The sequence below is a fragment of the Ramlibacter monticola genome (assembly GCF_016722785.1).
GTDB lineage: Bacteria > Pseudomonadota > Gammaproteobacteria > Burkholderiales > Burkholderiaceae_C > Ramlibacter > Ramlibacter monticola.
In genome coordinates this window covers 158,028-180,574 of the sequence record NZ_JAEQNE010000004.1, presented here as the reverse complement: position 1 = coordinate 180,574, position 22,547 = coordinate 158,028, and the positions used below count along the sequence as shown (strand labels likewise).

The 22,547-nt window shown below is 69.5% G+C and carries 22 protein-coding genes and 1 riboswitch; of the genes, 9 read left to right on the top strand and 13 right to left on the bottom strand.

Annotated elements, in window-relative coordinates:
- Positions 1–44 precede the first annotated feature (44 nt).
- Positions 45–362 carry a c-type cytochrome gene (locus JJ685_RS17480; RefSeq protein ID WP_201675602.1) on the top strand — a complete coding sequence of 106 codons (318 nt, stop codon included), beginning with the start codon at positions 45–47 and terminating at the stop codon, positions 360–362.
- Between the two features lie 22 nt (positions 363–384).
- Here JJ685_RS17480 and tyrS read toward each other — a convergent pair whose 3' ends face one another.
- Complete coding sequence (gene tyrS, locus JJ685_RS17475) at positions 385–1,620, bottom strand: tyrosine--tRNA ligase (RefSeq protein WP_201675601.1); 1,236 nt, start codon at positions 1,618–1,620, stop codon at positions 385–387.
- Positions 1,621–1,826: 206 nt separating this feature from the next.
- Between tyrS and JJ685_RS17470 the strand changes: the two genes are divergently transcribed.
- Together JJ685_RS17470 and JJ685_RS17465 are read left to right on the top strand one after the other, a co-directional pair.
- Positions 1,827–3,167 carry a M23 family metallopeptidase gene (locus JJ685_RS17470; protein ID WP_236599089.1) on the top strand — a complete coding sequence of 447 codons (1,341 nt, stop codon included), beginning with the start codon at positions 1,827–1,829 and terminating at the stop codon, positions 3,165–3,167.
- A gap of 115 nt (positions 3,168–3,282) precedes the next feature.
- Entirely contained in the window at positions 3,283–4,392 is a 1,110-nt protein-coding gene (locus tag JJ685_RS17465; RefSeq protein WP_201675600.1) for an anhydro-N-acetylmuramic acid kinase, read from the top strand.
- Here JJ685_RS17465 and erpA read toward each other — a convergent pair.
- From erpA to rplM, 5 genes are all read right to left on the bottom strand, one after another.
- On the bottom strand, positions 4,389–4,760 hold the full coding sequence (gene erpA / locus JJ685_RS17460; protein ID WP_201675599.1) for an iron-sulfur cluster insertion protein ErpA: 372 nt from the start codon (positions 4,758–4,760) through the stop codon (positions 4,389–4,391). The genes JJ685_RS17465 and erpA overlap by 4 nt on opposite strands.
- Positions 4,761–4,818: 58 nt before the next feature.
- Positions 4,819–5,226 carry a bactofilin family protein gene (locus JJ685_RS17455; protein ID WP_201675598.1) on the bottom strand — a complete coding sequence of 136 codons (408 nt, stop codon included), beginning with the start codon at positions 5,224–5,226 and terminating at the stop codon, positions 4,819–4,821.
- A gap of 27 nt (positions 5,227–5,253) precedes the next feature.
- Entirely contained in the window at positions 5,254–5,961 is a 708-nt protein-coding gene (locus tag JJ685_RS17450; RefSeq protein ID WP_201675597.1) for a DUF6776 family protein, read from the bottom strand.
- A gap of 188 nt (positions 5,962–6,149) precedes the next feature.
- Positions 6,150–6,542, bottom strand: a complete 393-nt coding sequence (rpsI, locus tag JJ685_RS17445; RefSeq protein WP_201675596.1) for a 30S ribosomal protein S9 — start codon at positions 6,540–6,542, stop codon at positions 6,150–6,152.
- A 2-nt stretch (positions 6,543–6,544) separates the two neighbouring features.
- Positions 6,545–6,976 (bottom strand): 50S ribosomal protein L13, encoded by a 432-nt coding sequence (rplM, locus tag JJ685_RS17440; RefSeq protein WP_201675595.1) that lies wholly within the window; start codon positions 6,974–6,976, stop codon positions 6,545–6,547.
- A 235-nt stretch (positions 6,977–7,211) separates the two neighbouring features.
- Here rplM and JJ685_RS17435 point away from each other — a divergent pair, with 235 nt between their 5' ends.
- Positions 7,212–8,117, top strand: a complete 906-nt coding sequence (locus JJ685_RS17435) for a 23S rRNA (adenine(2030)-N(6))-methyltransferase RlmJ (protein WP_201675594.1) — start codon at positions 7,212–7,214, stop codon at positions 8,115–8,117.
- Here JJ685_RS17435 and JJ685_RS17430 read toward each other — a convergent pair.
- Both JJ685_RS17430 and JJ685_RS17425 read right to left on the bottom strand, forming a co-directional pair.
- The gene (locus JJ685_RS17430; RefSeq protein WP_201675593.1) at positions 8,114–8,614 is read right to left on the bottom strand and encodes a CAP domain-containing protein; all 501 of its coding nucleotides are present in this window, start codon (positions 8,612–8,614) and stop codon (positions 8,114–8,116) included. The genes JJ685_RS17435 and JJ685_RS17430 overlap by 4 nt on opposite strands.
- Before the next feature lie 66 nt (positions 8,615–8,680).
- A complete protein-coding gene (locus JJ685_RS17425; RefSeq protein WP_201675592.1) occupies positions 8,681–9,196 on the bottom strand; it encodes a CAP domain-containing protein in 516 nt (171 codons plus the stop codon).
- 115 nt (positions 9,197–9,311) lie between these two features.
- On the opposite strand from JJ685_RS17425, the gene JJ685_RS17420 reads away from it, so the two are divergent.
- A complete protein-coding gene (locus JJ685_RS17420; protein ID WP_201675591.1) occupies positions 9,312–10,202 on the top strand; it encodes a fructosamine kinase family protein in 891 nt (296 codons plus the stop codon).
- 4 nt (positions 10,203–10,206) lie between these two features.
- Here the strand turns inward: JJ685_RS17420 and metF are convergent, their stop codons facing one another.
- Genes metF through ahcY form a run of 3 tightly spaced genes read right to left on the bottom strand, consistent with a single transcriptional unit; the run spans position 10,207 to position 13,258 of the window.
- Positions 10,207–11,037 carry a methylenetetrahydrofolate reductase [NAD(P)H] gene (gene metF, locus JJ685_RS17415; protein WP_201675590.1) on the bottom strand — a complete coding sequence of 277 codons (831 nt, stop codon included), beginning with the start codon at positions 11,035–11,037 and terminating at the stop codon, positions 10,207–10,209.
- Positions 11,037–11,780 (bottom strand): TlyA family RNA methyltransferase, encoded by a 744-nt coding sequence (locus JJ685_RS17410; protein ID WP_201675589.1) that lies wholly within the window; start codon positions 11,778–11,780, stop codon positions 11,037–11,039. The genes metF and JJ685_RS17410 overlap by 1 nt, the downstream gene beginning before the upstream one ends.
- Before the next feature lie 41 nt (positions 11,781–11,821).
- Positions 11,822–13,258 (bottom strand): adenosylhomocysteinase, encoded by a 1,437-nt coding sequence (gene ahcY / locus JJ685_RS17405; RefSeq protein ID WP_201675588.1) that lies wholly within the window; start codon positions 13,256–13,258, stop codon positions 11,822–11,824.
- Between the two features lie 59 nt (positions 13,259–13,317).
- Positions 13,318–13,388, bottom strand: a riboswitch (S-adenosyl-L-homocysteine riboswitch).
- Between the two features lie 75 nt (positions 13,389–13,463).
- Here ahcY and JJ685_RS17400 point away from each other — a divergent pair.
- Complete coding sequence (locus JJ685_RS17400) at positions 13,464–14,558, top strand: ATP-dependent DNA ligase (RefSeq protein ID WP_201675587.1); 1,095 nt, start codon at positions 13,464–13,466, stop codon at positions 14,556–14,558.
- A 15-nt stretch (positions 14,559–14,573) separates the two neighbouring features.
- Here JJ685_RS17400 and JJ685_RS17395 read toward each other — a convergent pair whose 3' ends face one another.
- On the bottom strand, positions 14,574–15,833 hold the full coding sequence (locus JJ685_RS17395; RefSeq protein WP_201675586.1) for a DNA polymerase domain-containing protein: 1,260 nt from the start codon (positions 15,831–15,833) through the stop codon (positions 14,574–14,576).
- A 182-nt stretch (positions 15,834–16,015) separates the two neighbouring features.
- On the opposite strand from JJ685_RS17395, the gene JJ685_RS17390 reads away from it, so the two are divergent.
- From JJ685_RS17390 to JJ685_RS17380, 3 genes are all read left to right on the top strand, one after another.
- Positions 16,016–17,656: a peptide chain release factor 3 gene (locus JJ685_RS17390; protein ID WP_201675585.1), complete on the top strand. Its 1,641-nt coding sequence runs from the start codon at positions 16,016–16,018 to the stop codon at positions 17,654–17,656.
- A gap of 68 nt (positions 17,657–17,724) precedes the next feature.
- Positions 17,725–19,008 (top strand): S41 family peptidase, encoded by a 1,284-nt coding sequence (locus JJ685_RS17385; RefSeq protein WP_201675584.1) that lies wholly within the window; start codon positions 17,725–17,727, stop codon positions 19,006–19,008.
- A 14-nt stretch (positions 19,009–19,022) separates the two neighbouring features.
- Positions 19,023–19,811: an HAD-IIB family hydrolase gene (locus tag JJ685_RS17380; protein ID WP_201675583.1), complete on the top strand. Its 789-nt coding sequence runs from the start codon at positions 19,023–19,025 to the stop codon at positions 19,809–19,811.
- Positions 19,812–19,866: 55 nt separating this feature from the next.
- On the opposite strand, the gene JJ685_RS17375 is transcribed toward JJ685_RS17380, so the two are convergent.
- Positions 19,867–22,467 (bottom strand): Ig-like domain-containing protein, encoded by a 2,601-nt coding sequence (locus tag JJ685_RS17375; protein WP_201675582.1) that lies wholly within the window; start codon positions 22,465–22,467, stop codon positions 19,867–19,869.
- Positions 22,468–22,547: the final 80 nt, after the last annotated feature.

Here is a 22,547-nt window from a genome sequence, read left to right as displayed (position 1 = left end):
GGGGCAAGGGGGCGTATCCTGCGCGCCGACAAAGGAGGCAGGCAATGAAGATTGCATCGATTGCTGCATGCGCGCTGGCGACGCTGGCGTGGGCGCCCCTCGCCCAGGCGGCGGACGCGGGCGAAGACCTCATCAAGACGAGCGGCTGCGTGGCCTGCCATGCCATCGACAAGAAGCTGGTCGGGCCGGCCTACAAGGACGTGGCCGCCAAGTACAAGGGCGACAAGGCGGCGGAAGCCCGGCTGATCGAGAAGGTCAAGAAGGGCGGCACCGGCGTCTGGGGCCAGATGCCCATGCCGCCCAACACGCAGGTCAAGGACGAAGACATCGTGACGATGGTGCGCTGGATCCTCAAGCTCTGAGGGCGCGCGCCACCGTCCGGCGTCAGCTCAGGGTCACGCGCGCGAACTTGCGCTTGCCGACCTGCACGACATAGGTGCCGGCCGCCAGCTTCAGGCCCTTGTCGCTCACCGGCGACTGGTCGATGCGCACCCCGCCGCCGTCGATCAGGCGGTTCGCCTCGGAAGTCGAAGGCGCGAGGGCCGCCTGTTTCAGCAGCTGCGCGATCCCGAGCGGCGCGCCGGAGAGCGCCAGCTCGGGGATCTCGTCCGGCACCCCGCCCTTGCTGCGGTTGACGAAGTCCTGTTCCGCCGCATCGGCCGCCACGGCGCTGTGGAAGCGCGCGGTGATCTCCTTGGCCAGCATCACCTTGGCGTTGCGCGGATTGCGCCCGCCCTCCACTTCCTTCTTCAGCGCGGCGATCTCCGCCTCGCTGCGGAAGGACAGCAGGGTGTACCAGCGCCACATGAGCGGGTCCGAGATCGACATCACCTTGGCGAACATGGTGTTCGCGTCCTCGGTGATGCCGATGTAGTTGCCCTTGCTCTTGGACATCTTCTCGACGCCGTCCAGGCCTTCCAGCAGCGGCATGGTCAGGATGCACTGGGGCTCCTGGCCGTATTCGGCCTGCAGGTGCCGGCCCATGAGCAGGTTGAACTTCTGGTCGGTGCCGCCGAGCTCCAGGTCGCTTTTCAGCGCCACCGAGTCGTAGCCCTGCATCAGGGGGTACAGGAACTCGTGGATCGAGATCGGCGTGCCGGCCTTGAAGCGCTCGTGGAAGTCGTTGCGCTCCATCATCCGCGCCACCGTGTACTTCGCCGCCAGCTGGATCATGCCGCGGGCCCCCAGCGGGTCGCTCCACTCGCTGTTGTAGCGAAGCTCGGTCCTGGCCGGATCCAGGATCTTGTAGGCCTGCGCGCGGTAGGTCTCCGCATTGACGCGGATCTGTTCCGCGGTCAGCGGCGGCCGGGTGCTGTTGCGCCCGGACGGGTCGCCGATCATCGACGTGAAGTCGCCGATCAGGAAGATCACCGTGTGGCCCAGATCTTGCAACTGACGCAGCTTGTTGAGAACGACGGTATGGCCGATATGGATATCCGGAGCGGTGGGATCGAGGCCCAGCTTGATGCGCAGGGGGACCCCGGTCGCCTCGGAACGCGCCAGTTTTCGCACCCAGTCGTCCTGCGGGATCAGTTCCTCCGCCCCCCGCAAAGTGACCGCCAGGGCTGCCCGGACCTTTTCCGAAACCGGGAAAATTTCTGTAACAACTTCTTGATTCATAAGGGGTTTTGCAGAGGCAGCCGCCGCAGAGCTGGCTATACTTCGGCTCGTTTTGTGCCTGCCGATTCTAGTGGCGGCAGCTTTATTCGACTTCCGGCCATCGGCGCGCACCGCACGATGCTGCAGGAAACCACCCGGGACTCGCGTAGGACTTTGTCCTACATACCCGGACAAGAACGGGGACGTAAACGTTGAACAAGAATGTCTTGACCGCCGGGGAGCGGCTCGTCGCACGTGCAGGCCACGTGCTGCAGCACCACCCGCGACAGGTCACGGCGATCGTAGCCGCCCTCCTCCTCACCATGGGCGGGGGCGCCTATGCCGTGGCCTCGCTCGGCCCGGACCCCGCCGCCCTGCCGGTGCGTGAGATCCTCGAGACCGTGCAGCCCCTTTCGCTGGAGCAGCAGGCCGAGGCGCTCGATGCCCACCACTTCAGCCTGTTCACGGCCGAAGCGGTCCGCTCCTCCGACACCGCGGAAGCCCTGCTGGCCCGCCTGGGCGTCAACGATGCCGCCGCGGCCGCCTTCCTGCGCCAGGACGCCGTGGCGCGCCCGCAGGTGCTGGGCGCTCCCGGCCGGCAGGTCAGCGCCGAGGCCACCGATGGCCGCAACCTGCTGCGCCTGACGGTGCGCTGGCCCGGCGACGAAGGGACTTTCAAGCGCCTGGTGGTGGAACGCCAGCCTTCCGGCGGCTTTGCCAGCCGCGTCGAGACGGCGCCGCTGGTCGCCTCCCTGCGCGTGGGCAGCGGCAGCATCCGCAGCACGCTGTTCCAGGCCGTGGACGAGGCCGGCATCCCGGACGCCGTCACCAGCCAGCTGGTGGACATCTTCTCCGCCGACGTCGATTTCCATCGCCTGCACCCCGGCGACCGCTTCGCGGTGGTCTACGAGACGCTCGAAGCGGACGGCGAGCCGATGCGCACCGGCCGCGTGGTGTCGGCGCAGTTCGTCAACGGCGGCCGCAACCTGGACGCCATGTGGTTCCAGCAGGCCGGCCAGCGGGGCGGCTATTTCGACCTCCAGGGCCGCAGCCTGGAGCGCGCCTTCCTGGTCTCGCCGATGGAGGTCACCCGCATCACCAGCGGCTTCGCTATGCGCCTCCATCCGATCCACCACACCTGGCGCGCGCACACGGGGGTCGACTTCGGTGCCCCCACCGGCGCGCCGGTCCGCACCATCGGATCTGGCCTGGTGCAGTTCACCGGCGTCCAGAACGGCTACGGCAACGTGGTCGAGATCGACCACGGCAAGGGCAACACGACCCTGTATGCGCACCTGAGCCGCATCGACGTCAGGCGCGGCCAGGCCGTGGAACGCGGCCAGCGCATCGGCGCCGTGGGTTCGACCGGCTGGGCGACCGGCCCGCACCTGCACTTCGAGTTCAAGGAAAAGGGCGTCCAGCGCGATCCGCTGGAGGTGGCCCGCCGCTACGTGGTGCCCACCGAGCTGACGGCCCAGGCCCGCCCGAACTTCGAGCGCCTGGCCGAGGTCATGCGCACGCAGCTGGCCGTGGCCGCCTCGGCCAACATGGTCGCGTCGGCGCGCTGACGCCCCCCGGCGCGGCGGACGATCTTCCGCCGCCGCGCGGTTTCATGACGGATGACAAAGGCTTCCGGGCCCGTCGTCCGTCATTTGTCGTTCGTCATGCCCTAGGATGCGGCCCATGGCGGATCTCTTCATCGGCCTGATGTCCGGCACCTCGATGGACGGGGTGGACGGCGTCATCGCCGACTTCTCTTCGGGCGGCCTCCGGGTCCTGCAACATGCGAGCGCGGGTTTCGACGAGACCCTGCGCCTGGAGCTCATGGCGCTCAACGCCTCCGGCCCCGATGAACTCCATCGGGCGTGGCTGGCGGGCAACGCGCTGATGCGGGTCTACGCGGAGGTGGCGGCGAAGCTGCTGCTGCGGGCGGGCCTGGAACCGGAAGACATCGATGCGATCGGCGCGCACGGCCAGACGGTGCGCCACCGCCCCGCGATGTTCGACGGCACCGGCTACACCATCCAGCTCGCCCAACCGGCCCTGCTGGCCGAACTGACGCGGATCCGGGTGGTGGCGGACTTCCGCAGCCGCGACGTGGCCGCGGGCGGCCAGGGCGCGCCCCTGGCGCCGGTGTTCCACCAGGCGGTGTTCGCCCATGCCGGCGAAACCGCGGGCGTCCTGAACATCGGGGGCATCTCCAACATCACCCTGCTGCGCGCCGACGGCAGCATGCAGGGCTTCGACTGCGGCCCCGGCAACGCGCTCATGGATGCCTGGTGCCTCCAGCACACCGGACAGCCCTACGACCACGACGGCCGCTGGGCCGCCGGCGGCCGCGTGGTGGAACCCCTGCTGGCTTCGCTGCTGGCCGAGCCGTATTTCTCGCAGTCACCGCCCAAGAGCACCGGCCGCGACCTGTTCAACCGGCCCTGGCTGGCCGGCCACCTGCAGAAAGCCCCGGACGCGGCCCCGCAGGACGTGCAGTCCACGCTGACGGAGCTCACCGCCCGCTCCTGCGCGCAGGACGTGCAGCGCCACGCGCCCGGCCTCACGCGCCTGATCGTCTGCGGCGGCGGCGCGCTCAATGGCCACCTGATGCGGCGGCTGGCCGCCCTGCTGCCGCAGGCCCGGGTGATCTCCAGCGCGGACGCCGGCCTGCCGCCCCTGCAGGTGGAAGCCGCCGCCTTCGCCTGGCTGGCAAGGAAGTGCGTCCGCGGCGAAAAGCTGCACCTGGAAAGCACCACGGGCGCCCGCGGCGCCCGTGTGCTGGGGGGCATCTACCCCGCTTAGTGGTCGGACGGCGAGAAGCTGGAGCCGCAACCGCAGGTGGTGGCGGCGTTCGGGTTCTTGATCACGAACTGGGCGCCCTGCAGGTCTTCCTTGTAGTCGATCTCGGCGCCCACCAGGTACTGGTAGCTCATGGCGTCGATGAGGAGCGAGACGCCGTTCTTCATCATGACGGTGTCGTCGTCGTTGGCGATCTCGTCGAAGGTGAAGCCGTACTGGAAGCCCGAGCAGCCGCCGCCCTGCACGAAGACGCGCAGCTTCAGGTCCGGGTTGCCTTCCTCCGCGATCAGCTCGGCGACCTTGTTCGCAGCACTGTCCGTGAAGATCAGCGGGGCGGGCATTTCGGTGACTTGTTCGGCGACTGCGCTCATTGGACTCTCTGGTGAGGGTATTGACCTGATGTTAAGCCGGCCGCAGCTCGGCCGTCCATCAGGCGCTCTTTGCCGCCAGCTTCAGTAAGGGCTTTTCCTCCTCGGAAACCCCCGTCATCAGCGGCCGCAACTGTCCGCAGATGGTGGCGCCCTGGTGCATCTCAAGCGCCACGTAGGAAACATCGCCTTCGATCCTGGCCTTGGGCTGCAATTCCAGCAGCTCGCGGGCATGGACCGGGCCGCGCACGGTGCCGTTGACGATCACATGGTCGGCCTGGATGGAACCCTGGACCACCGCGGCTTCCGAGATCACCAGCAGGCTGCCGTTCTCTTCCGGGCTGGCCTGGATGTCGCCGAAGACCTCGCCGTCGATGCGCAGGCCTTCCTTGAACTTCATGTTGCCCTCGATGCGGGTGCCCTGGGCGATCAGGCTCTTGATGGGCGGCTGGGTTTTTTTACCGAACATGGGAATGCTCCTCAACGAACGTACGACCTACAAAGACACATTCTGCACGGCCCGGCTGGTCGCTCCCTCCAGCACCCGGGCCGAGACATTCTTCACGACGGCCTGGGGCGGCAGGTCCACCATGCCCTCCAGCCGCCGGTATTGGCGGAATTGCAGGGCCTGCGGGCCGCCCGGCAGGGGCATCAGCCAGGGCTGGCCGTCGAGGGTGCCGGAGACGCTCAGCTCCAGCCTGCCGCGGAATTCGGGAGCATTCTTGACCGGCTGAATCACCAGCACCTGCCACTTGAGCTGCCTGCCGGAGAGCACCTCGGCCTGCAGGCCGCGGATCGCGACCGCCTCGGTGCCGCTGGCCGGCATCAGCTTCTCGAAGAAGCCCAGGTCCTCCCGCAGGGTGCGGTTCTGCGCCTCCAGCGAGCGGACCTGCGCCGCCAGCCGCTCCTGCGCCGATCGTTCGACGGTGATCGCGCTGCCGGACGTGTTGAGGACGGACTGCAGGCGGTCGCGATCGCGGCGCAGGCCGACCACTTCCTCCCGCAGCCGCGAGAGTTCTTCCTTGGACGCAACGTCGACGCCGGCGATGTCCTTGCCCAGTTCGAAGGCCCACAGGCCGATGGCCGCGCAGAACCCGAGCACGACCGCGGCCCCGGCACAACGCAGGGGCCAGGGCATGGCGCTGCGCACCTTCATGCTGGGTGCGCTGATCGTGAGCCTGCGACGGAGCAGCTTGAAACGCATATGGATGAGGATGCTGCCCAAAGCCGGCAGGAGCGACAAGTCTCCACATGTGCGGCTTTGTGTCGGACGACAGCTTGTCCTAGGCTTCCTGACGCAATCGGTGCGCGCTGTCTCGGCGCCACAACGAAGGTGCGGAAAAAGAAAAAGCCCGGCGGACCGGGCTTCTTCGTGCCGTTGCAGCAAAAAGCTTAGCGCTTGCTGAACTGCTTGCGGCGGCGGGCGGAGTGCAGGCCGACCTTCTTCCGTTCCACTTCGCGGGCGTCGCGGGTGACGAAGCCGGCTTGCGACAGCTGGGGCTTCAGGGCCGCGTCGTAGTCGATCAGGGCACGGGTGATGCCGTGGCGCACGGCGCCGGCCTGGCCGGATTCGCCGCCACCGTGGACGTTGACCTGGATGTCGAAGGCTTCGACATTGCCGGTCAGCACCAGCGGCTGCTTGGCGATCATGATCGAGGTCTGGCGGCCGAAGAATTCGGCGATGTCCTTGCCATTGACCGTGATCTTGCCGGAGCCCTTCTTCAGGAAGACACGCGCGACGCTGCTCTTGCGGCGGCCGGTGCCGTTGTTCCATTCACCGATCATGCTCAGATCTCCAGGGGCTTCGGTTGCTGCGCGCTGTGCGGGTGCTCGGCGCCGCCGTAGACCTTCAGCTTCTTGATCATGGCGTAGCCCAGGGGGCCCTTGGGCAGCATGCCCTTCACGGCCTTCTCCAGGGCGCGGCCGGGGTGCTTGGCCTGCATTTCCTTGAAGGTCTGGGCCTTGATGCCGCCCGGGTAGCCGGTGTGCCGGTAGTAGACCTTGTCGGTCTCCTTGGTGCCGGTGACACGCAGCTTGGAGGCGTTGATGACGACGATGAAGTCGCCGGTGTCGACGTGAGGCGTGTAAATGGCCTTGTGCTTGCCGCGCAGACGGAGGGCAGCTTCGCTGGCTACCCGTCCGAGCACCTTGTCGGTGGCGTCAATCACAAACCACTCGTGCTTCACGTCAGCGGGCTTGGCGCTGACAGTGGTGGTCATAAAGACTTTCGAGCTTGGTTTGGGCGAGTCCTTTTCCACGGTCGGTGTCCCTCTGGCGGGGACCTCTTAGGTGGCATGCAGGTCGGGGCGCCCCTGGCGCATCGAGGCACCGCAGGTGCCCCTCTCTGTTCTCCGTCGCGGGACTCAGAATCGCTACGGAACCCGGCATTATACGAAAATCCGGAGCCCTGTGCCTTGGCGGCGGTCTGCCGCAACCGGCTACCATCCACCCCCCATGTTCAGCTACCGCCACGGCTTCCATGCCGGCAACCACGCCGACGTCCTCAAGCACATGGTGCTGATCGCAGTCCTCAGGCACCTCACGGCCAAGCCCACGGCGATCTCGGTGGTCGACACCCACGCCGGCGCCGGCCTCTACCGCCTCGACAGCGACTTCGCCGACACCTCCGGCGAGGCGCAGGACGGGATCCTGAAACTGGTGGCCAGCCCGCTCGCGGCCGAGGCGCCCCCGCTGCTGGCCGATTACCTGCAGCTGCTCGCCAGCTTCAATCCTTCCGGCAAGACCCGGGTCTATCCCGGCTCGCCCTTCGTGACGCAGGCCCTGCTGAGGCAGGAGGCGAAGGACAAGCTCTGGCTGTTCGAGCTGCACCCCACCGACAGCAAGGCACTGGCCACGCACGTCGAACAGCTGCACGCAGGGCGGCAGATCGGCCTCAAGCGCGAGGACGGCTTCGAGGGGCTGCGCGCCCTGTTGCCGCCGCCGTCGCGGCGCGGCCTGGTCCTGATCGACCCCAGCTACGAGCTGAAACACGACTACGCGCGCGTGGCCGCGACCCTGCAGGAGAGCCTGCGCAAGTTCGCCACCGGCACCTACATGATCTGGTATCCGGTGATCCCGCGGCCCGAGGCGCACGAACTGCCCCGCCGGCTGAAGACGCTGGCCAACCAGGCCGGCAAGCCCTGGCTGCACGCCATCCTCAGCATCGGCCAGTCTCCGGAGCGCGCGAAGACGCACACGCCGGGCGAGGCCACGCCGCGTCCGGGGCTGACCGCCAGCGGCGTGTTCCTCGTCAACCCGCCGCACACGCTGAAGGCAAGCCTGCAGGAGACCTTGCCGCCGGTGCTGGAAGTGCTGGGACGCGGGAAGGGGCAGGCCCAGCTCGTCGAGTCGGGCGGCTAGCGGCGCCGCCCCAGGACCATCGTCCAGTAGGTCCCCCACTGGCTTCCGTGCCGGCCCACGCAGGCGACGGCGACGTCGAGGAAGCGCGGGTCCATCATGTTCTCGCAATGGCTGGGGCTTTCGATCCAGCCCTGCACGGCGCTGGTCACGGTGGGATCGCCGCCGGCCAGGTTCTCGCCCACGAGGCTGAACTTGTACGGCGTGCCCGACACCCGTTCGCGGATCGTGCGGCCGTCCGGGCTCCGGTGGTCGAAGTAGTTGCGCACCGCCATGTCCTGCGAGTGGCGGGTCGCGACGGTCTGCAAGGTCTCGTTCCAGTGCAGGGGCGGCGCCGGCGGCATGCTGCGCCAGCCGCAACGCTGGCCGACCGCGCGTGCGGCGTTGATGCGCCGCAGCGCTTCCTGCGCCTGCACGCCGCATTGGGTGACGTAGGCGGCGTCGGCGACCGAGGCGCAGGTGAGCGCCAGCAGGCCGATCACGGCCCAGGGACGAAACATGGAAGGGGACTGCATCGGCTCAGCTTCCCACTGCTGAGCTAACACCGCATGTCCAAATGCAACCGGCTATTTCCGCCCCAGCACCATCGTCCAATACGTGCCCCATTGCGTGCCGGGCTGTGCCACGCACGCAACAGCCACGTCGCTGAAGGCGGGGTTCATGATGTTCTCGCAGTGGCCCGGGCTCTCCAGCCAGTTCTGCACGGCGTCCGGCATGCTGCGGGCGCCGGCCGCGATGTTCTCGCCGACGCTCTTCCAGGGGTAGCGCACGGCGGACGCGCGGGCGGCGACGTCCACGCCTTCGGGGCTGCGGTGCTCGAAGTAGTTGCGCTTGGCCATGTCCAGCGAGTGGCCCTGCGCCGCCGAATACAGCGCGGCGTCCCACTGCAGCGGAGTCGCCGGCCCCATCGCGCGGCCGCCGCAACGGTGGCCCGCCGCGCGCGCGGCGTTGATCTGCCGCAGCAATTCCTCGACGGACACCTGCGGCCCGCAGACCTGGAGCGCCGGCCCGGCGCCCAGGGCGGACGGGGCCAGGAGGGCCGCCCCACCGGCGGCAACGAGGGAAAAGACGATCGACTTCATCGCCGTCGAGCTTAAGCGTGGCTCGACAGTCAGGCTTCCGGCGGGTGTCACAAAGCCGCGCATTGATACATTGCAGGCCCAGCCGTTCACGAATGCGCAACCCACAATTGCGCGGATGCAACAGCTGCAGGAACCATTGCCGGAGCTCGGCGAACTGCTGGGTGGCCGCTGGCAGCTCCAGGCCCTCGGGGCCAGTGCCTTCTGCGACACGTGGGAAGCCCGGCAGGGCCGCGAACTCCTCTTCCTCAAGAGCGCCGCCGAAACGGCCGCGGGCATGCTCCGCGCCGAGGCGGACGGGCTGCGCGCGCTCGCCGCCACGGAGACGATCCGCGTGCCGGCGGTGCGTGCCGTGCTCGATCGTCCGGGCGGCGGCGTGATCCTCGCGCTCGAGTGGCTGCAGCTCGGCCGGCCCGACGCGGAGTTCGGCTTCCGCTTCGGCGAAGCGCTGGCCGCGCTGCACGCGCATGCCGCGCCGCTGGAGCCGGCGGGCTTCGGCTGGCGCAGCGACAACTACGTCGGAGCCACGCCGCAGCGCAACACGCCCACGCAGGCGCCCACCGCCTCGGGCTGGATCGCCTTCTTCGCCGACGCGCGCCTGGCCGCCATGCGGGAACGCCTGCGCAACGCGCCCGGCGACCTGCGCTCCGCGATCGATGCGGTGATCGAGACCTTGCCCGGCCTGTTCGCCGACGGCCGCGCGCCGCGGCCCTCCCTGATCCACGGGGACCTGTGGCAGGGCAACTGGGGCATGTTGTCCGACGGCACGCCGGTGGTGTTCGACCCCGCCGTGTCGTGTTCCGACGCGCAGGCGGAGCTCGCGATGATGGAGCTGTTCGGCAGCCCGCCGCGCGGCTTTCGCGAAGCCTACGAACACTCGGGCGGGATCTGGCCCGACCTCAAGCGCACGCAGCTCTACCAGCTCTACCACCTCCTGAACCACGCCGTGCTGTTCGGGGGCAGCTACCTGCAGCAGGCGCTGCGCAGCGCGCGCGCGCTCGTGGCCTAAGCCTTCAGCGCAGGGCGCTGATCTGGCGCAGCACGGCGAGCGTCGCCGCCGACTGGTTCATCGTGTAGAAGTGCAGGCCCGGGACGCCGCCGCGGATCAGGCGTTCGCACAGGTCGGCCACCACGTCGAGGCCGAAGGCGCGGATCGAGGCGGTGTCGTCGCCGAAGCCCTGCAGCCGCAGCCGGATCCAGCGCGGCACCTCGGCGCCGCAGGCGTCCGAGAAGCGCAGCAGCTGGCTCGAATTGGTGATCGGCATGATGCCCGGCACCACCGGTGCCTGCACGCCCAGCTTGCGCGCCTCCTCGACGAAGCGGAAGTAGGCGTCGCTGTTGTAGAAGTACTGGGTGATCGCGGCATCGGCGCCGGCCCTGACCTTGGTGGCGAAGGCCTGCAGGTCGCCCTGCGGCGACTTCGCCTGCGGGTGCGTCTCGGGGTAGCACGCCACCTCGATGCGGAATTCGCGGCCGGTCTCGGCGCGGATGAACTCCACCAGCTCGCTGGCATAGAGGAACTCGCCGCCGATGCCGTAGCCGCTGGGAAGATCGCCGCGCAGGGCCACCAGGCGCCGCACGCCCATGGCCTTGAGCTGCGCGAGCTGGTCGCGCACCTTGGCGCGCGTGGCGCCGATGCACGAGAAGTGGCTGGCCGCCTCCACGCCTTCGGCGAGGATCTCGCCCACGGTGGTGAAGGTGCCGGCATGGGTGGAACCGCCCGCGCCGTAGGTCACGGAGCAGAACTCCGGCTGCAGCGCATAGAGCTCCTTGCGGGCGGCGCGCAGCTTGTCGGCGCCCTCCGGCGTCTTGGGCGGGAAGAATTCGAGGGAGATCGGAAGCATCAGAGGCTCCTCGCCTTGGCGTGCAGGAAGAATTCGCGGTTGCCGTCGCCGCCCGCGATGGGGCTGTCGTACCAGCCGGCGACGTCGAGGTCCAGCGCCGCGCAGCATTCGCGCAGGCGCTGCTCGACCACCGCATACAGGGAAGGATCGCGCACCAGGCCGCCCTTGCCGATCTGCTGCGGCTGCAGCTCGAACTGCGGCTTGGCCAGCATCAGCAGGTGGCCGCCCGGCTTGGCGAGCGGCGCCAGCGCCGGCAGCACCAGCGTCAGCGAGATGAAGGAAAGGTCGCCGGCGATCAGGTCGTAGTGGGCGCCGATCTGCTCGTCGCGCAGGTCGCGTGCGTTGAGCTTCTCGATGGCGACCACGCGCGGGTCCTGGCGCAGCTTGGCATGGAGCTGGCCGTGGCCGACGTCCACGCCGGTCACGGCGGCGGCGCCGTGCTGCAGCAGGCAGTCGGTGAAGCCCCCGGTGGACTGGCCGACGTCGAGGCAGGTCCAGCCGGTGACGTCGAGGCCGCTGGCCTTCAGCCCGCCTTCGAGCTTCAGGCCGCCGCGCGAGACGTAGCGCGACTCCGAGGCATCGAGCAGCTCGATCTGGGCCTGTTCCGGGATCTCCTCGCCGTTCTTGCCCACGTCCACCCAGCGGGCGCCGTCGAACCAGCGCACGCCGGCGGCGATGAGGCGCTGCGCCTGCGAGCGGGTGGCGGCGAGGCCGCGATCGACGAGGAGTTGGTCGGCACGCATGGGTCGGGCGTCATCCCCGGAGGCCGGGGATGACGTGGCTCTCAATAGCGATAGGTGTCGGGCTTGTACGGACCGCTCTTGTTCACGCCGATGTACGCCGCCTGGGCATCCGTCAGCTCCGTCAGCTGCGCGCCCAGCTTCGACAGCTGCAGGCGCGCGACCTTCTCGTCCAGGTGCTTGGGCAGCACGTACACCTGGCCCACCTCGTACTTCTCGGGCTTGGTGAACAGCTCGATCTGCGCCAGCGTCTGGTTGGCGAAGGAGGAGGACATCACGTAGCTCGGGTGGCCCGTGGCGCAGCCCAGGTTCACCAGGCGGCCCTTGGCCAGCAGGATGATGCGCTTGCCGCCCTCGAAGATCACGTGGTCGACCTGCGGCTTGATCTCCTCCCACTGGCACTTCTTCTCGAGCGACGCGACGTCGATCTCGTTGTCGAAGTGGCCGATGTTGCAGACGATCGCCTGGTCCTTCATCTTCGCCATGTGGGCGTAGGTGATGACGTCGCGGTTGCCGGTGCAGGTCACGAAGATGTCGGCCTTGTCGGCGGCGTAGTCCATCGTCACCACGCGGTAGCCTTCCATGGCGGCCTGCAGCGCGTTGATCGGGTCGATCTCGGTCACCCACACCTGGGCCGACAGGGCGCGCAGGGCCTGGGCCGAGCCCTTGCCCACGTCGCCGTAGCCGGCCACCAGGGCGACCTTGCCGGCCACCATCACGTCGGTGGCGCGCTTGATGCCGTCCACCAGCGACTCGCGGCAGCCGTACAGGTTGTCGAACTTGCTCTTGGTGACCGAGTCGTTGACGTTGATGGCGCGGAACTTCAGCTTGCCGTTGGCGGCCATGTCCTGCAGGCGGTGCACGCCGGTGGTGGTCTCCTCGGTCACGCCGAGGATGCTGGCCGACTTGCGGCTGTACCAGGTGGGGTCTTCCGCCAGCTTGCTGCGGATGGCGTTGTGCAGGATGCGCTCTTCCTCGGACGAGTGCGTGTCGATCAGCGACAGGTCCTTCTCGCAGCGCTGGCCCAGGTGCATCAGCAGCGTGGCGTCGCCGCCGTCGTCCAGGATCATGTTGGGGCCTTCGCCCTCGCTGCCCTTGGCGCCGAAGTCGAAGATGCGGTGCGTGTAGTCCCAGTACTCCTCCAGCGACTCGCCCTTCTTGGCGAACACCGGCGTGCCGCCGGCGGCGATGGCGGCGGCCGCGTGGTCCTGGGTGGAGAAGATGTTGCACGAGGCCCAGCGCACCTGGGCGCCCAGCGCCTGCAGCGTCTCGATCAGCACCGCCGTCTGGATCGTCATGTGCAGCGAGCCGGTGATGCGCGCGCCCTTCAGGGGCTGGGCCTTGGCGAATTCCTGGCGGATCGCCATCAGGCCGGGCATCTCGGTCTCGGCGATGCGGATTTCCTTGCGGCCCCAGCCGGCGAGCGAGATGTCGGTGATCGCGCAGTCGGCGGGCGCGGCGGTCTTGAGAACGGCGTTCATGGTGGCTCCGGAACGTGATGGTGGAGAGCCCACCTTCCGGAGGACTCACCGCACGGAAAGGTGGGTGAGCGTCGTTGCATGGAATCCGAGCCTCGCGTCCATGGCGGACGCTGCAACGCTCCTCGGTTGGGCCGGATTTTACCGGAAGGGCTGGCAGGCGCGCGTCGCCCCCCACGGATCGGCTGCAAAGGGTTAAATACGCCCCATGTCCGCCACCGGCCTGCCCTCCCCGCCCATCGAGCCGATGCTGGCCAAGATCGCCGAAGTGCTGCCCGACGGGCCGGGCTTCCTGTTCGAGCCCAAGTGGGACGGCTTCCGCGCGCTGGTGTTCCGCGGCGCCGAGCAGACCTACCTGCAGAGCCGCGACCTGCGCCCCCTGAACCGCTACTTCCCCGAGCTGGAGAAGGCGCTGCACGAGGAGTTGCCCAAGGGCTGCGTGCTGGACGGCGAGATCGTGGTGGCCACGCCCGGCGGCCTGGACTTCGACGCGCTGCAGATGCGCCTGCATCCGGCCGCCTCGCGTGTGGCCCGGCTGGCGAAGGAGACGCCCGCCAGCTTCGTCGCCTTCGACCTGCTGGCCGCCGGCGGCAAATCCACCATGGAGTTGCCGCAGTCCGAGCGACGGGCCCGGCTGGAGCGCCTGCTGGGCAAGGCCAGGCCGCCGCTGCACCTGACGCCGGTCACCCGCGACCGGGCGCAGGCCGAGGAATGGCTGGAGAAGTTCGAAGGGGCCGGCCTCGACGGCGTGATCGCCAAGCTGGAGTCGGCGAGCTACCAGCCGGGCAAGCGGGCGATGCTGAAGATCAAGCACGTGCGCAGCGCCGATTGCGTGGTGGCCGGCTTCCGCTGGTACAAGGACCGCGACGACGCGATCGGCTCGCTGCTGCTGGGGCTGTACGACGAGCACGGCGTGCTGCAGCACGTGGGCGTGACTTCGTCCTTCACCATGGGGATGCGCCAGGAACTGCTGGAGGCGCTGGCGCCGCTGCGCAAGGACGCGCTGGAGGACCACCCCTGGCGCGAGTGGGCCGGCGCGGGGGTCGGCGACGCGCAGCGCATGCCCGGCGCGCAGAGCCGCTGGAGCGGCGGCAAGGACCTGAGCTGGGAGCCGCTGCGGCCGCAGCGCGTGTGCGAGGTCAAGTACGACCACCTGCAGGGCAACCGCTTCCGGCATGCCGCGGTGTTCCTGCGCTGGCGCGACGACAAGCCGGCGCAGGAGTGCCGCTTCGACCAGCTGGAGGTGACGACGCCGTTCGAGCTGGCGAAGGTGTTCCGGGCCAGGGAGGCGGCGCAGCACTGAATGGCGCCGTGGAGGTCAGGCCCTGGGCTTGGCCTCCTTCGGCACCTTGGGCTTGCCGTCCTGCGGCGGGCCGTCGTCCTCGGGCCGCAGGCGCGCCGGCACGTGCTCCAGGTTGATCCGCACCCGGTACCACAGCGAGGAACTTCCGCGCATGCGGTCCACAAGCACGTCGGCGGGCTCCAGGTGCTGCGCCACCTTCGGGTGCTTCGCCTTCCAGTCCTCCGCCGCCGCGATCGCCTCGGTCTCGCGGTCCGCCCGCGCGACCTCGATCAGCGGCTTCCTCGAGGGCGGCGCCCGTCGCGGCTCGCCGGCCGCCTTGCGGTAGTGCGGCGGCCAGGGGGCGTCGCCCTGCCCGTCGGCCTCCTGCCGGCGCGACAGCTCCAGCAGCGGCTCCAGCGAGCAGGGCCAGCGGTCGATCTCCGCGTGCGGATCGCCGATCTTCCGCAGGCGCTGCGGCATGGTGCGCAGCGTGAAGTCGGCCGGATCGCAGTCGTCCAGTTCCTGCCAGCTCACCGGCGCGGACACGCGGCCATCCGGCTTCGGCCGTACCGAGTACGCCGAGGTCACGGTGCGGTCCTTGGCGTTCTGGTTGTAGTCGACGAACACGCCGCGGCGCTCCTCCTTCCACCACCGGCTCGAGGCGAGGGTCGGGGCGCGGCGTTCGACCTCGCGCGCCAGCGCCAGCGCGGCGCGCCGCACCTCGTCGAAGCCCCACTCCGGCGGGATGCGCACCAGCACGTGGATGCCGCGCGAGCCCGAGGTCTTGGGCCAGCCCTTCAGCCCCAGGTCCGTCAGCACCGCGTGCACCACGCGCGCGACCTCCCGGATCTGCGGCCAGCCGACGCCGGGCACCGGATCGAGGTCGACGCGAAGCTCATCGGGGTGGTCCAGGTCGCCGGCGCGGACGGGATGCGGGTGCAGTTCCAGGCACGCCAGGTTGGCCATCCAGGCCAGGTCGGCGGGATGGCGCGGCACGATCTCCTCGGCACTGCGGCCGGACGGGAAACGGATCTCCGCCACCTCCAGCCAGTCCGGCCGCTTCGCCGGGGCCCGCTTCTGGAAGAAGAACTCGCCGTGGATGCCGTTCGGATAGCGCACGAGGATGCAGGGCCGGCCGCCGGCGCCGCGCAAGGCGCCCTCGGCCACGGCAAGGTAGTACTGGACGAGGTCCAGCTTGCTGATTCCCGCCTCGGGGATCAGCAGCTTGCCGCTGTTGGTGATCACGAGCTCGCGGCCGTCGATCTCCAGCGGGGTTTCCATGCGGGCCCCGGCCATGCAGCCACCGTACCCCCGCGCCGCGGCGGGCCGCGTCGGACGCCACCTTATGGCGCCACCGGCGGCGGGATGCGGGGGGCGAACGCAGCCCCGTGCCGGCGTGGCATCGGCCGGGCAGGCAAAATACGGGGTTTGCCGGGCCGGCACCACCGCCCTGCCCGGCCGTCCCGGAGTTTCCCCCTGTGTCCGCCTCGCCCCTCAGCGCCGAAGTCCGGCGCCGCCGCACCTTCGCCATCATTTCGCACCCCGACGCGGGCAAGACCACGCTGACGGAAAAGCTGCTGCTGTTCTCCGGCGCGATCCAGATCGCCGGTGCGGTGAAGGGCCGCAAGGCCTCGCGCCACGCGACCTCCGACTGGATGGAGATCGAGAAGCAGCGCGGCATCTCGGTGGCCTCGTCGGTGATGCAGATGCTGTACCGCGACCACGTGGTCAACCTGCTCGACACGCCCGGCCACAAGGACTTCTCCGAGGACACCTACCGGGTGCTGACCGCCGTGGACGCGGCCCTGATGGTGATCGACGCGGCCAACGGCGTGGAAGCCCAGACCAGGCGCCTGATCGAGGTCTGCCGCCAGCGCGACACGCCCATCATCACCTTCGTCAACAAGATGGACCGCGAGGTGCGCGAGCCGCTCGACATCCTCGACGAGGTCGAGCGCGAGCTGGGCATGCCCTGCGTGCCCATGACCTGGCCGGTCGGCAAGGGCAAGACCTTCGGCGGCATCATGAACCTGCGCAGGCAGGCCATGACCGTGTTCGAGTCCGGCAGCGAGCGCCGCCCGCAGGATTTCGACACCATCCCGCTGGCCGACGCCGGCGAGTTGCAGCGCCGTTTCGGCGCCGAATACGACCAGGCCGCCGAGAGCATGGAGCTGGCCGCGGGCGCCTCGCCCGAGTGGGACCACGCGGCCTTCCTGGCCGCGAAGCAGACGCCGGTGTTCTTCGGCTCCGCCGTCAACAACTTCGGCGTGATGGAAGTGCTGGACGCGCTGGTGGACCTGGCTCCCGCGCCGCAACCGCGCACCAGCAACGCGGTCGTCAACCGGCAGCCGGTGGAACGCATCGTGGCGCCGGACGACGCCGCCTTCTCCGGTGTGGTGTTCAAGGTGCAGGCCAACATGGACCCCTCGCACCGCGACCGCATCGCCTTCGTGCGCATGGCCTCGGGCAAGTACACGCCCGGCATGAAGCTGAAGGTGCAGCGCACCGCCAAGGAGCTGCGGCCGACCTCGGTGGTCACCTTCCTCTCGCAGCGGCGCGAGGCGGTCGACGAAGCCTATGCGGGCGACATCATCGGCTTCACGACCCACGGCGGCGTGCAGCTGGGCGACACCATCACCGACGGCTCGGTGAACCTGCAGTACACCGGCCTGCCCTTCTTCGCACCGGAACTGTTCCAGGTCGTGGTGCTGAAGAACCCCCTGCGCACCAAGCAGCTGCAGCAGGGGCTGGCGCAGCTCGGGGAGGAAGGCGCGATCCAGGTGTTCCGGCCGCAGATCGGCGGGCCGATGCTGCTGGGCGCCGTCGGCCAGCTGCAGTTCGAGGTCGTGCAGCACCGGCTCGCGACCGAATACGACTGCGACGTGCGGCTGGAAGGCTGCCCGTACACGGGCGCGCGCTGGATCACCGCGGACACGCCCGCCGAGCTCAAGGCTTTTACCGATGCTTACCCGCAGCGGCTCGCGCTGGACGCGGCCGATGCCCTGGCCTTCCTGTGCACCTCGCCCTATGACGTCCGGCTGGCGCAGGAGCGCTTCCCGAAGATCCATTTCCACCTCCTGCGGGAGCACGCGGGGTTGGCTTTACAGAAGGCGGACTGAGGCGGCGCAACAATTTACGGCCGGGCCGTGGCAATAATCGTCCGTCGAACGCGATCCGCACACACACCATGAAAAAGCTGCTCCCGTTCCGTTCGCTCGCCGCGGTTGCCGCGTGCGCGCTGGTGCTTGCCGCCTGCGGCGGCGGAGGCGGCGGCGGCAGTGCCGCGGACCCGGGGCCGGCGCCCGGCCCCGGCACCGGCATCCCGTCGACCACGCCGCTCGGAGCCTCGGTGCAGTACGAGGAGATCCCGGGCGTGCCGGCGAGCTGCACGCTCGAGCGGCAGAAGAAGTTCACGCGCGCCTACCTCGACGAGGTCTACCTCTGGTACAACGAGATCGTCGACGTGGACCCCGACCGGTTCACCGGGCCCACCGTGCGGGCGGCCGTCGCCGCGTACTTCGACGCGCTGCGGGTCCGCACGCCGGACCTCAACGGCCAGCCCAAGGACCGCTTCAGCGCCGTGCTGCCGGCCTCGCAGGTGCTCGACGTGCGGTCCGCTGCCGACGCGTCGCTGTCGCTGGCCCCCGACGTGCGCGCCAATCACACCGACTTCGTGCCGGTGGTCAAGGTGGTGACCAGCCCGGGCGGGCGTCGCGCCGGCTACATCCAGTTCAACGACCATGACTTCGGCGCCCAGGACGACCTGATCGCCGCCTTCCGCCAGGTCCGGGCGGGCGACGTGCAGGACCTGGTGCTGGACCTGCGCTTCAACTCGGGCGGCTTCCTGTACATCGCGCAGACCGCCGCGTCGATGGTCACCGGCCCCTCCGCCGAGGGCAAGGTGTTCGAGCGGCTGCAGTACAACGACAAGCGCGCCCAGGAAAGCGCCGACAGCACCCTGGTGTTCTCCAGCCGGCTGCAGACAGCGGAGACCCAGAACCCGGTCGGCACGCCGCTGCCGCAGCTGAACCTGCCGCGCGTCTTCATCCTGACCTCGGGCAGCACCTGCTCGGCCAGCGAGTCCATCATCAACAGCCTGCGCGGGATCGACGTGCAGGTGATCCGAGTCGGCGATACGACCTGCGGCAAGCCCTATGGCTTCCGCCAGAAGAACAACTGCGGCCTCGCCTACTTTCCGATCGAGTTCAAGGGCACCAACGCCAAGGGCTTCGGCGACTACACCACGGGCATCGAAGCGACCTGCCAGGTGCGCGACGACGTGACCGTCGCCGCCGGCGACAGCGGCGACCCGCTGCTCCAGGGCGCGCTGGCCTTCATGGACACTGGCGCCTGCCCGGCCGGCACCGCCACGGGCGTGCAGAGCAGCGCACGGCCCATCGTGGCCGGCAGCGCGCAGCCGACGCGGCCTTCCTGGGCCGGGCGCCTGCTGCTGCCGCGGGCGCCGCGTTGACGCCACGCGCTTGCATGCAGCCCCTGCGCGCGTGGCCGGCGGCCGCGCGCCGCGGCATCCTCGGGCTGCTCACCGACATCGACGACACCCTGACCACCGACGGCGCGATCACGGCGGACGCGCTGGAGGCCCTGTACGCGCTGGCGGCCGCGGGCGTGCACGTGATCGCCATCACCGGCCGGCCGGTGGGCTGGAGCGAGCCTTTCGCGCTGGGGTGGCCCCTGGCCGGCATCGTGGCGGAGAACGGGTCGGTGGCGCTGACGCGCGGCGGCGACGGCCGCCTGCACAAGCGCTACGTGCAGGACGAGGTGGTGCGGCGCGCCAACCACGCCCGCATGCAGCAGGTGGCGCAGCGCATCGTGCGGGAGGTCCCCGGCGCGACCGTGTCGCGCGACAGCGGAGGCCGCGAAACCGACATCGCGATCGACCACAGCGAGTTCATGCAGCTTCCGCCGGAGCGGATCGCCGAGGTGGTGCGGATCATGCGCGCCGAAGGCATGAACGCCACGGTGAGCTCGATCCACGTCAACGGCTGGTACGGCAGCCACCACAAGCTCTCCGGCGCGCGCTGGGCCGTGCGGGAACTGCTGGGGCGCGAGCTGGATGCGGAAGCGCACCGCTGGGTGTACGTGGGCGACTCGACCAACGACGTCCTGATGTTCGAGCACTTCCCGCACAGCGTGGGGGTGGCGAACATCCGCCGCTTCGAGGCGGAGCTGGCCTTCAAGCCCGCGTACGTCACCGAGGGCGAGCGCGGCGCGGGCTTCGCCGAGGTCGCCCGCGCGATTCTCGAAGCGCGCTAGCTGACGCGCGCGGAGGAAGCGCACCCCTTCCCCCGCGCCGCGTCGCCGCGTCAGCTCACTTGAACACGATGTCGATGGCGACCGTGCCGCCCAGCGAGGGCAGCGTCGAGAAGGCGCGGATGTGCGTCGGCGGGACCTGCCAGACGGTGGCGCCGGCCTTCGGGTTGAGGTTGCCGGCCACGCCGACCTTGTCGAGCCCCCAGGCGCCCAGGCCGTCCACCGGCGAAGTGCCGATCACGCAGTTCGGATTCGTCGCGGTGCCGTTGCACGGCGCGGACGCGCCGACCAGCAGGCCGTTCTCGTAGACGACCGTGATGGTCTGGCCCTGGATCACGTTGTCGGTGCCGTCGACGGTCCACCGGTTCTTGTTCTGCACGAACTGGTGCTTGCCGAAGGTGATGACCTCGTTCGCCGCCACCGTCACGATGCCCGTCGCCGTGTTGGCCGAGAGCGCGCCGGCCGCGTCCTTCACCTGGAAGGTGAAGGAGAAGCCGCCCGTGGCCACCGGCGTGTAGCCGATGACGCCATTGAGGGGCGTCGGGCGCGAGCCGAGCTGCGGAGGCCAGGTGACGATCACCGCGTCCCGCACGTCGAGGTTGCCGTCGGGGTCGGTGGCGTTGGCGATCAGGTTCGCCAGGTTCAACTTGCTCGCCACGGCGCCCACGATCACGTTGCCGGCGACGGGCGCATCGTTCACCGGCGTGACCGTGATCGAGACCTGCGACTGGTTCGAAACCTTGCCGTTGACGCTCACCGTGTAGGCGATGCTGTCGGTGCCGTTGGCGTTCGCGTTCGGCGTGTAGCTCAGGATCCCCGTGGGGCTGACCGTGGCCGTACCCAGGCGGGCCGGCTGCGCCGTCACGACCACGCTGGCCAGGTTGTTCGTCACCACGTTGCGCAGCGTCGTGACCTGGCCATTCAGCAGGATCGTGTCGTTGGCCAGCAGGTCCACGGTCACCCCCTGGCCCGCGGGGCAGGCGCCGGCCGCGGTGGCCGTGCAGTCCTCGTTCAGCGTGATGGAATCGGCGCTGGCCGTGGGCACGCCCAGCAGCACCGTCGTGCCCGCGCCGGTGTCGGTGTCGCGCCGCCCCGTGCCGCCCTTGGTCGAGACGACCTGCACGACGCTCGGCGGGGCCTGCAGGCCCGTGACCGTCGCGGCGTTGCCGGCCAGATCCAGCCCGGTGCCCGCCCCGACGCCGGCGGACGTGCCGGGCGTGCCCGTCGCCGGGCCGTAGCCGGCCAGCGAGAGGGCCGCGGTCGGGTCGCTGGAAGCCGCGGTGACGCTCAGGGTCCCGTTGTTCACCCCATTGAAGGCGGCCGTGGCCACGGTGACTTCGTCCGTCAGCCTGCGCAGGTAGTAGACGGGCTGGACCTGGCCGGCCGCGTTCTTGGCGGTGGTGTCCACGATGCAGACGTGGCTGGGCGGCTGCCCGCCCGGCTGGCTCTGGCCCCAGTAGTCGTTGCCGGTCACGAGCATGTCGTGCGCGGGAACGGCCGGGGCCGTGAACGGGCCGTCGTTGATCGTGACGGCGCCGCTCACGGGGTCGACGGTGATCGCGCCGCCGCAGGGCTGGTCGTAGAACGCCAGGATCGGCTTCACCGGCGGGCTCTGCGGCTGGGTGGGGACGCGGGCCTGGACGGTCGCCGACGCGGTGGTGAAGACATCCAGCGCGGTGACCGCGCCGTTGGAATCGGCCTTGTAGACGGCGCGTCCGGCGCCCACGTTGCCTTCGAGCGAGCCATCCTTCAGGCGCCCGCCCAGGCTGAAGTTGGTCTCGCCATCGAGCGTGTAGAACACCTGGTTCGTGTCCAGGGTGCTCACCTCCACGCGGAAGGTATTGTGGTTGCGCACGCTCGTCGTGCCGTCCGTGTTGCGGGCGATGAAGTCCGGCAGCGGGCTGCCGGTGACCGCGCCGACACGCCCCGGGTCGGCGAGGTATTTCTTGCCCGTCCCCGGGTCGACGGTGGGCGCGGCGCCCTGGGCCACCGCGAGGTCGAAGAAGGGGTCCGTGCCCGCGGGCGCGAATTTCAGGTCGGGCATGGCCGGCACTTCGGCGCCGCCGGCCTGCGCGGAAGGCAGCAGGTAGGGGCCGAGGTTGGCGGCCAGCGCGCACTCGAAATTGCCCTGGCAGCCGGCCCCGACGTCCAGCGTCTCGAAGATGCGGTCGCCGGCGACCTGGTTTTCGTAGGTGGTGTCCGAGAAGGGCGTGACCACGCGGTAGTGGCCGTCGAACGGCAGGTTCGAGGTCTGGACGCGCAGGCGCCCGAAGGTGATCTGGTCACCCGGGATCGCGGGCCCGTTGGCGAACGCCGCTTCCACCGCCACGCGCAGGCGGGCCCGGAAGCCGTTGCCGGCATCGACCATCGTGTTGTCGGCCACGTAATAGAAGTGCTCGTCGAAGAAGTTGCCCGGGAACGCCTCCGGGATGACCGCGTCGCCGGGCAGCAGCACGCACCATCCGCCATCGAGTTCGGCCTGCGTCTGCGGATCGCAGAACTCGAAGGTGATGCCCGTCCTGTCCTGGTACCAGGAGGCAAAGCCACCGACGGTGGGGGCGTTGTTGACGGGGCCGACACGTTCGAGGGCAGCGTGAAGGGGTGCAGTGATGGTGGCCAACAGGGCCGCAGCGGCGATCAGGTGACGCCTTTGCTTCATGGTGGAGACTCCTCGGTGAAGATGAAACTTCTGGTCTCGCCGCACGGCGTTTCGCCACACGACTTACCACCATTTGCATA

Bases quoted from the DNA above. Each gene is read 5' to 3' on its own strand.
- JJ685_RS17385 (WP_201675584.1), top strand. From the start codon at position 17,725: ATGAAAAAGCTGCTCCCGTTCCGTTCGCTCGCCGCGGTTGCCGCGTGC.
- rplM (WP_201675595.1), bottom strand. From the start codon at position 6,976: ATGACCACCACTGTCAGCGCCAAGCCCGCTGACGTGAAGCACGAGTGG.
- JJ685_RS17430 (WP_201675593.1), bottom strand. From the start codon at position 8,614: ATGTTTCGTCCCTGGGCCGTGATCGGCCTGCTGGCGCTCACCTGCGCC.
- rpsI (WP_201675596.1), bottom strand. From the start codon at position 6,542: ATGATCGGTGAATGGAACAACGGCACCGGCCGCCGCAAGAGCAGCGTC.
- JJ685_RS17380 (WP_201675583.1), top strand. From the start codon at position 19,023: ATGCAGCCCCTGCGCGCGTGGCCGGCGGCCGCGCGCCGCGGCATCCTC.
- JJ685_RS17400 (WP_201675587.1), top strand. From the start codon at position 13,464: ATGTCCGCCACCGGCCTGCCCTCCCCGCCCATCGAGCCGATGCTGGCC.
- JJ685_RS17435 (WP_201675594.1), top strand. From the start codon at position 7,212: ATGTTCAGCTACCGCCACGGCTTCCATGCCGGCAACCACGCCGACGTC.
- JJ685_RS17410 (WP_201675589.1), bottom strand. From the start codon at position 11,780: ATGCGTGCCGACCAACTCCTCGTCGATCGCGGCCTCGCCGCCACCCGC.
- ahcY (WP_201675588.1), bottom strand. From the start codon at position 13,258: ATGAACGCCGTTCTCAAGACCGCCGCGCCCGCCGACTGCGCGATCACC.
- JJ685_RS17465 (WP_201675600.1), top strand. From the start codon at position 3,283: ATGGCGGATCTCTTCATCGGCCTGATGTCCGGCACCTCGATGGACGGG.
- JJ685_RS17480 (WP_201675602.1), top strand. From the start codon at position 45: ATGAAGATTGCATCGATTGCTGCATGCGCGCTGGCGACGCTGGCGTGG.
- JJ685_RS17375 (WP_201675582.1), bottom strand. From the start codon at position 22,467: ATGAAGCAAAGGCGTCACCTGATCGCCGCTGCGGCCCTGTTGGCCACC.
- JJ685_RS17420 (WP_201675591.1), top strand. From the start codon at position 9,312: ATGCAACAGCTGCAGGAACCATTGCCGGAGCTCGGCGAACTGCTGGGT.
- tyrS (WP_201675601.1), bottom strand. From the start codon at position 1,620: ATGAATCAAGAAGTTGTTACAGAAATTTTCCCGGTTTCGGAAAAGGTC.
- JJ685_RS17450 (WP_201675597.1), bottom strand. From the start codon at position 5,961: ATGCGTTTCAAGCTGCTCCGTCGCAGGCTCACGATCAGCGCACCCAGC.
- JJ685_RS17395 (WP_201675586.1), bottom strand. From the start codon at position 15,833: ATGGCCGGGGCCCGCATGGAAACCCCGCTGGAGATCGACGGCCGCGAG.
- JJ685_RS17455 (WP_201675598.1), bottom strand. From the start codon at position 5,226: ATGTTCGGTAAAAAAACCCAGCCGCCCATCAAGAGCCTGATCGCCCAG.
- erpA (WP_201675599.1), bottom strand. From the start codon at position 4,760: ATGAGCGCAGTCGCCGAACAAGTCACCGAAATGCCCGCCCCGCTGATC.
- JJ685_RS17425 (WP_201675592.1), bottom strand. From the start codon at position 9,196: ATGAAGTCGATCGTCTTTTCCCTCGTTGCCGCCGGTGGGGCGGCCCTC.
- metF (WP_201675590.1), bottom strand. From the start codon at position 11,037: ATGCTTCCGATCTCCCTCGAATTCTTCCCGCCCAAGACGCCGGAGGGC.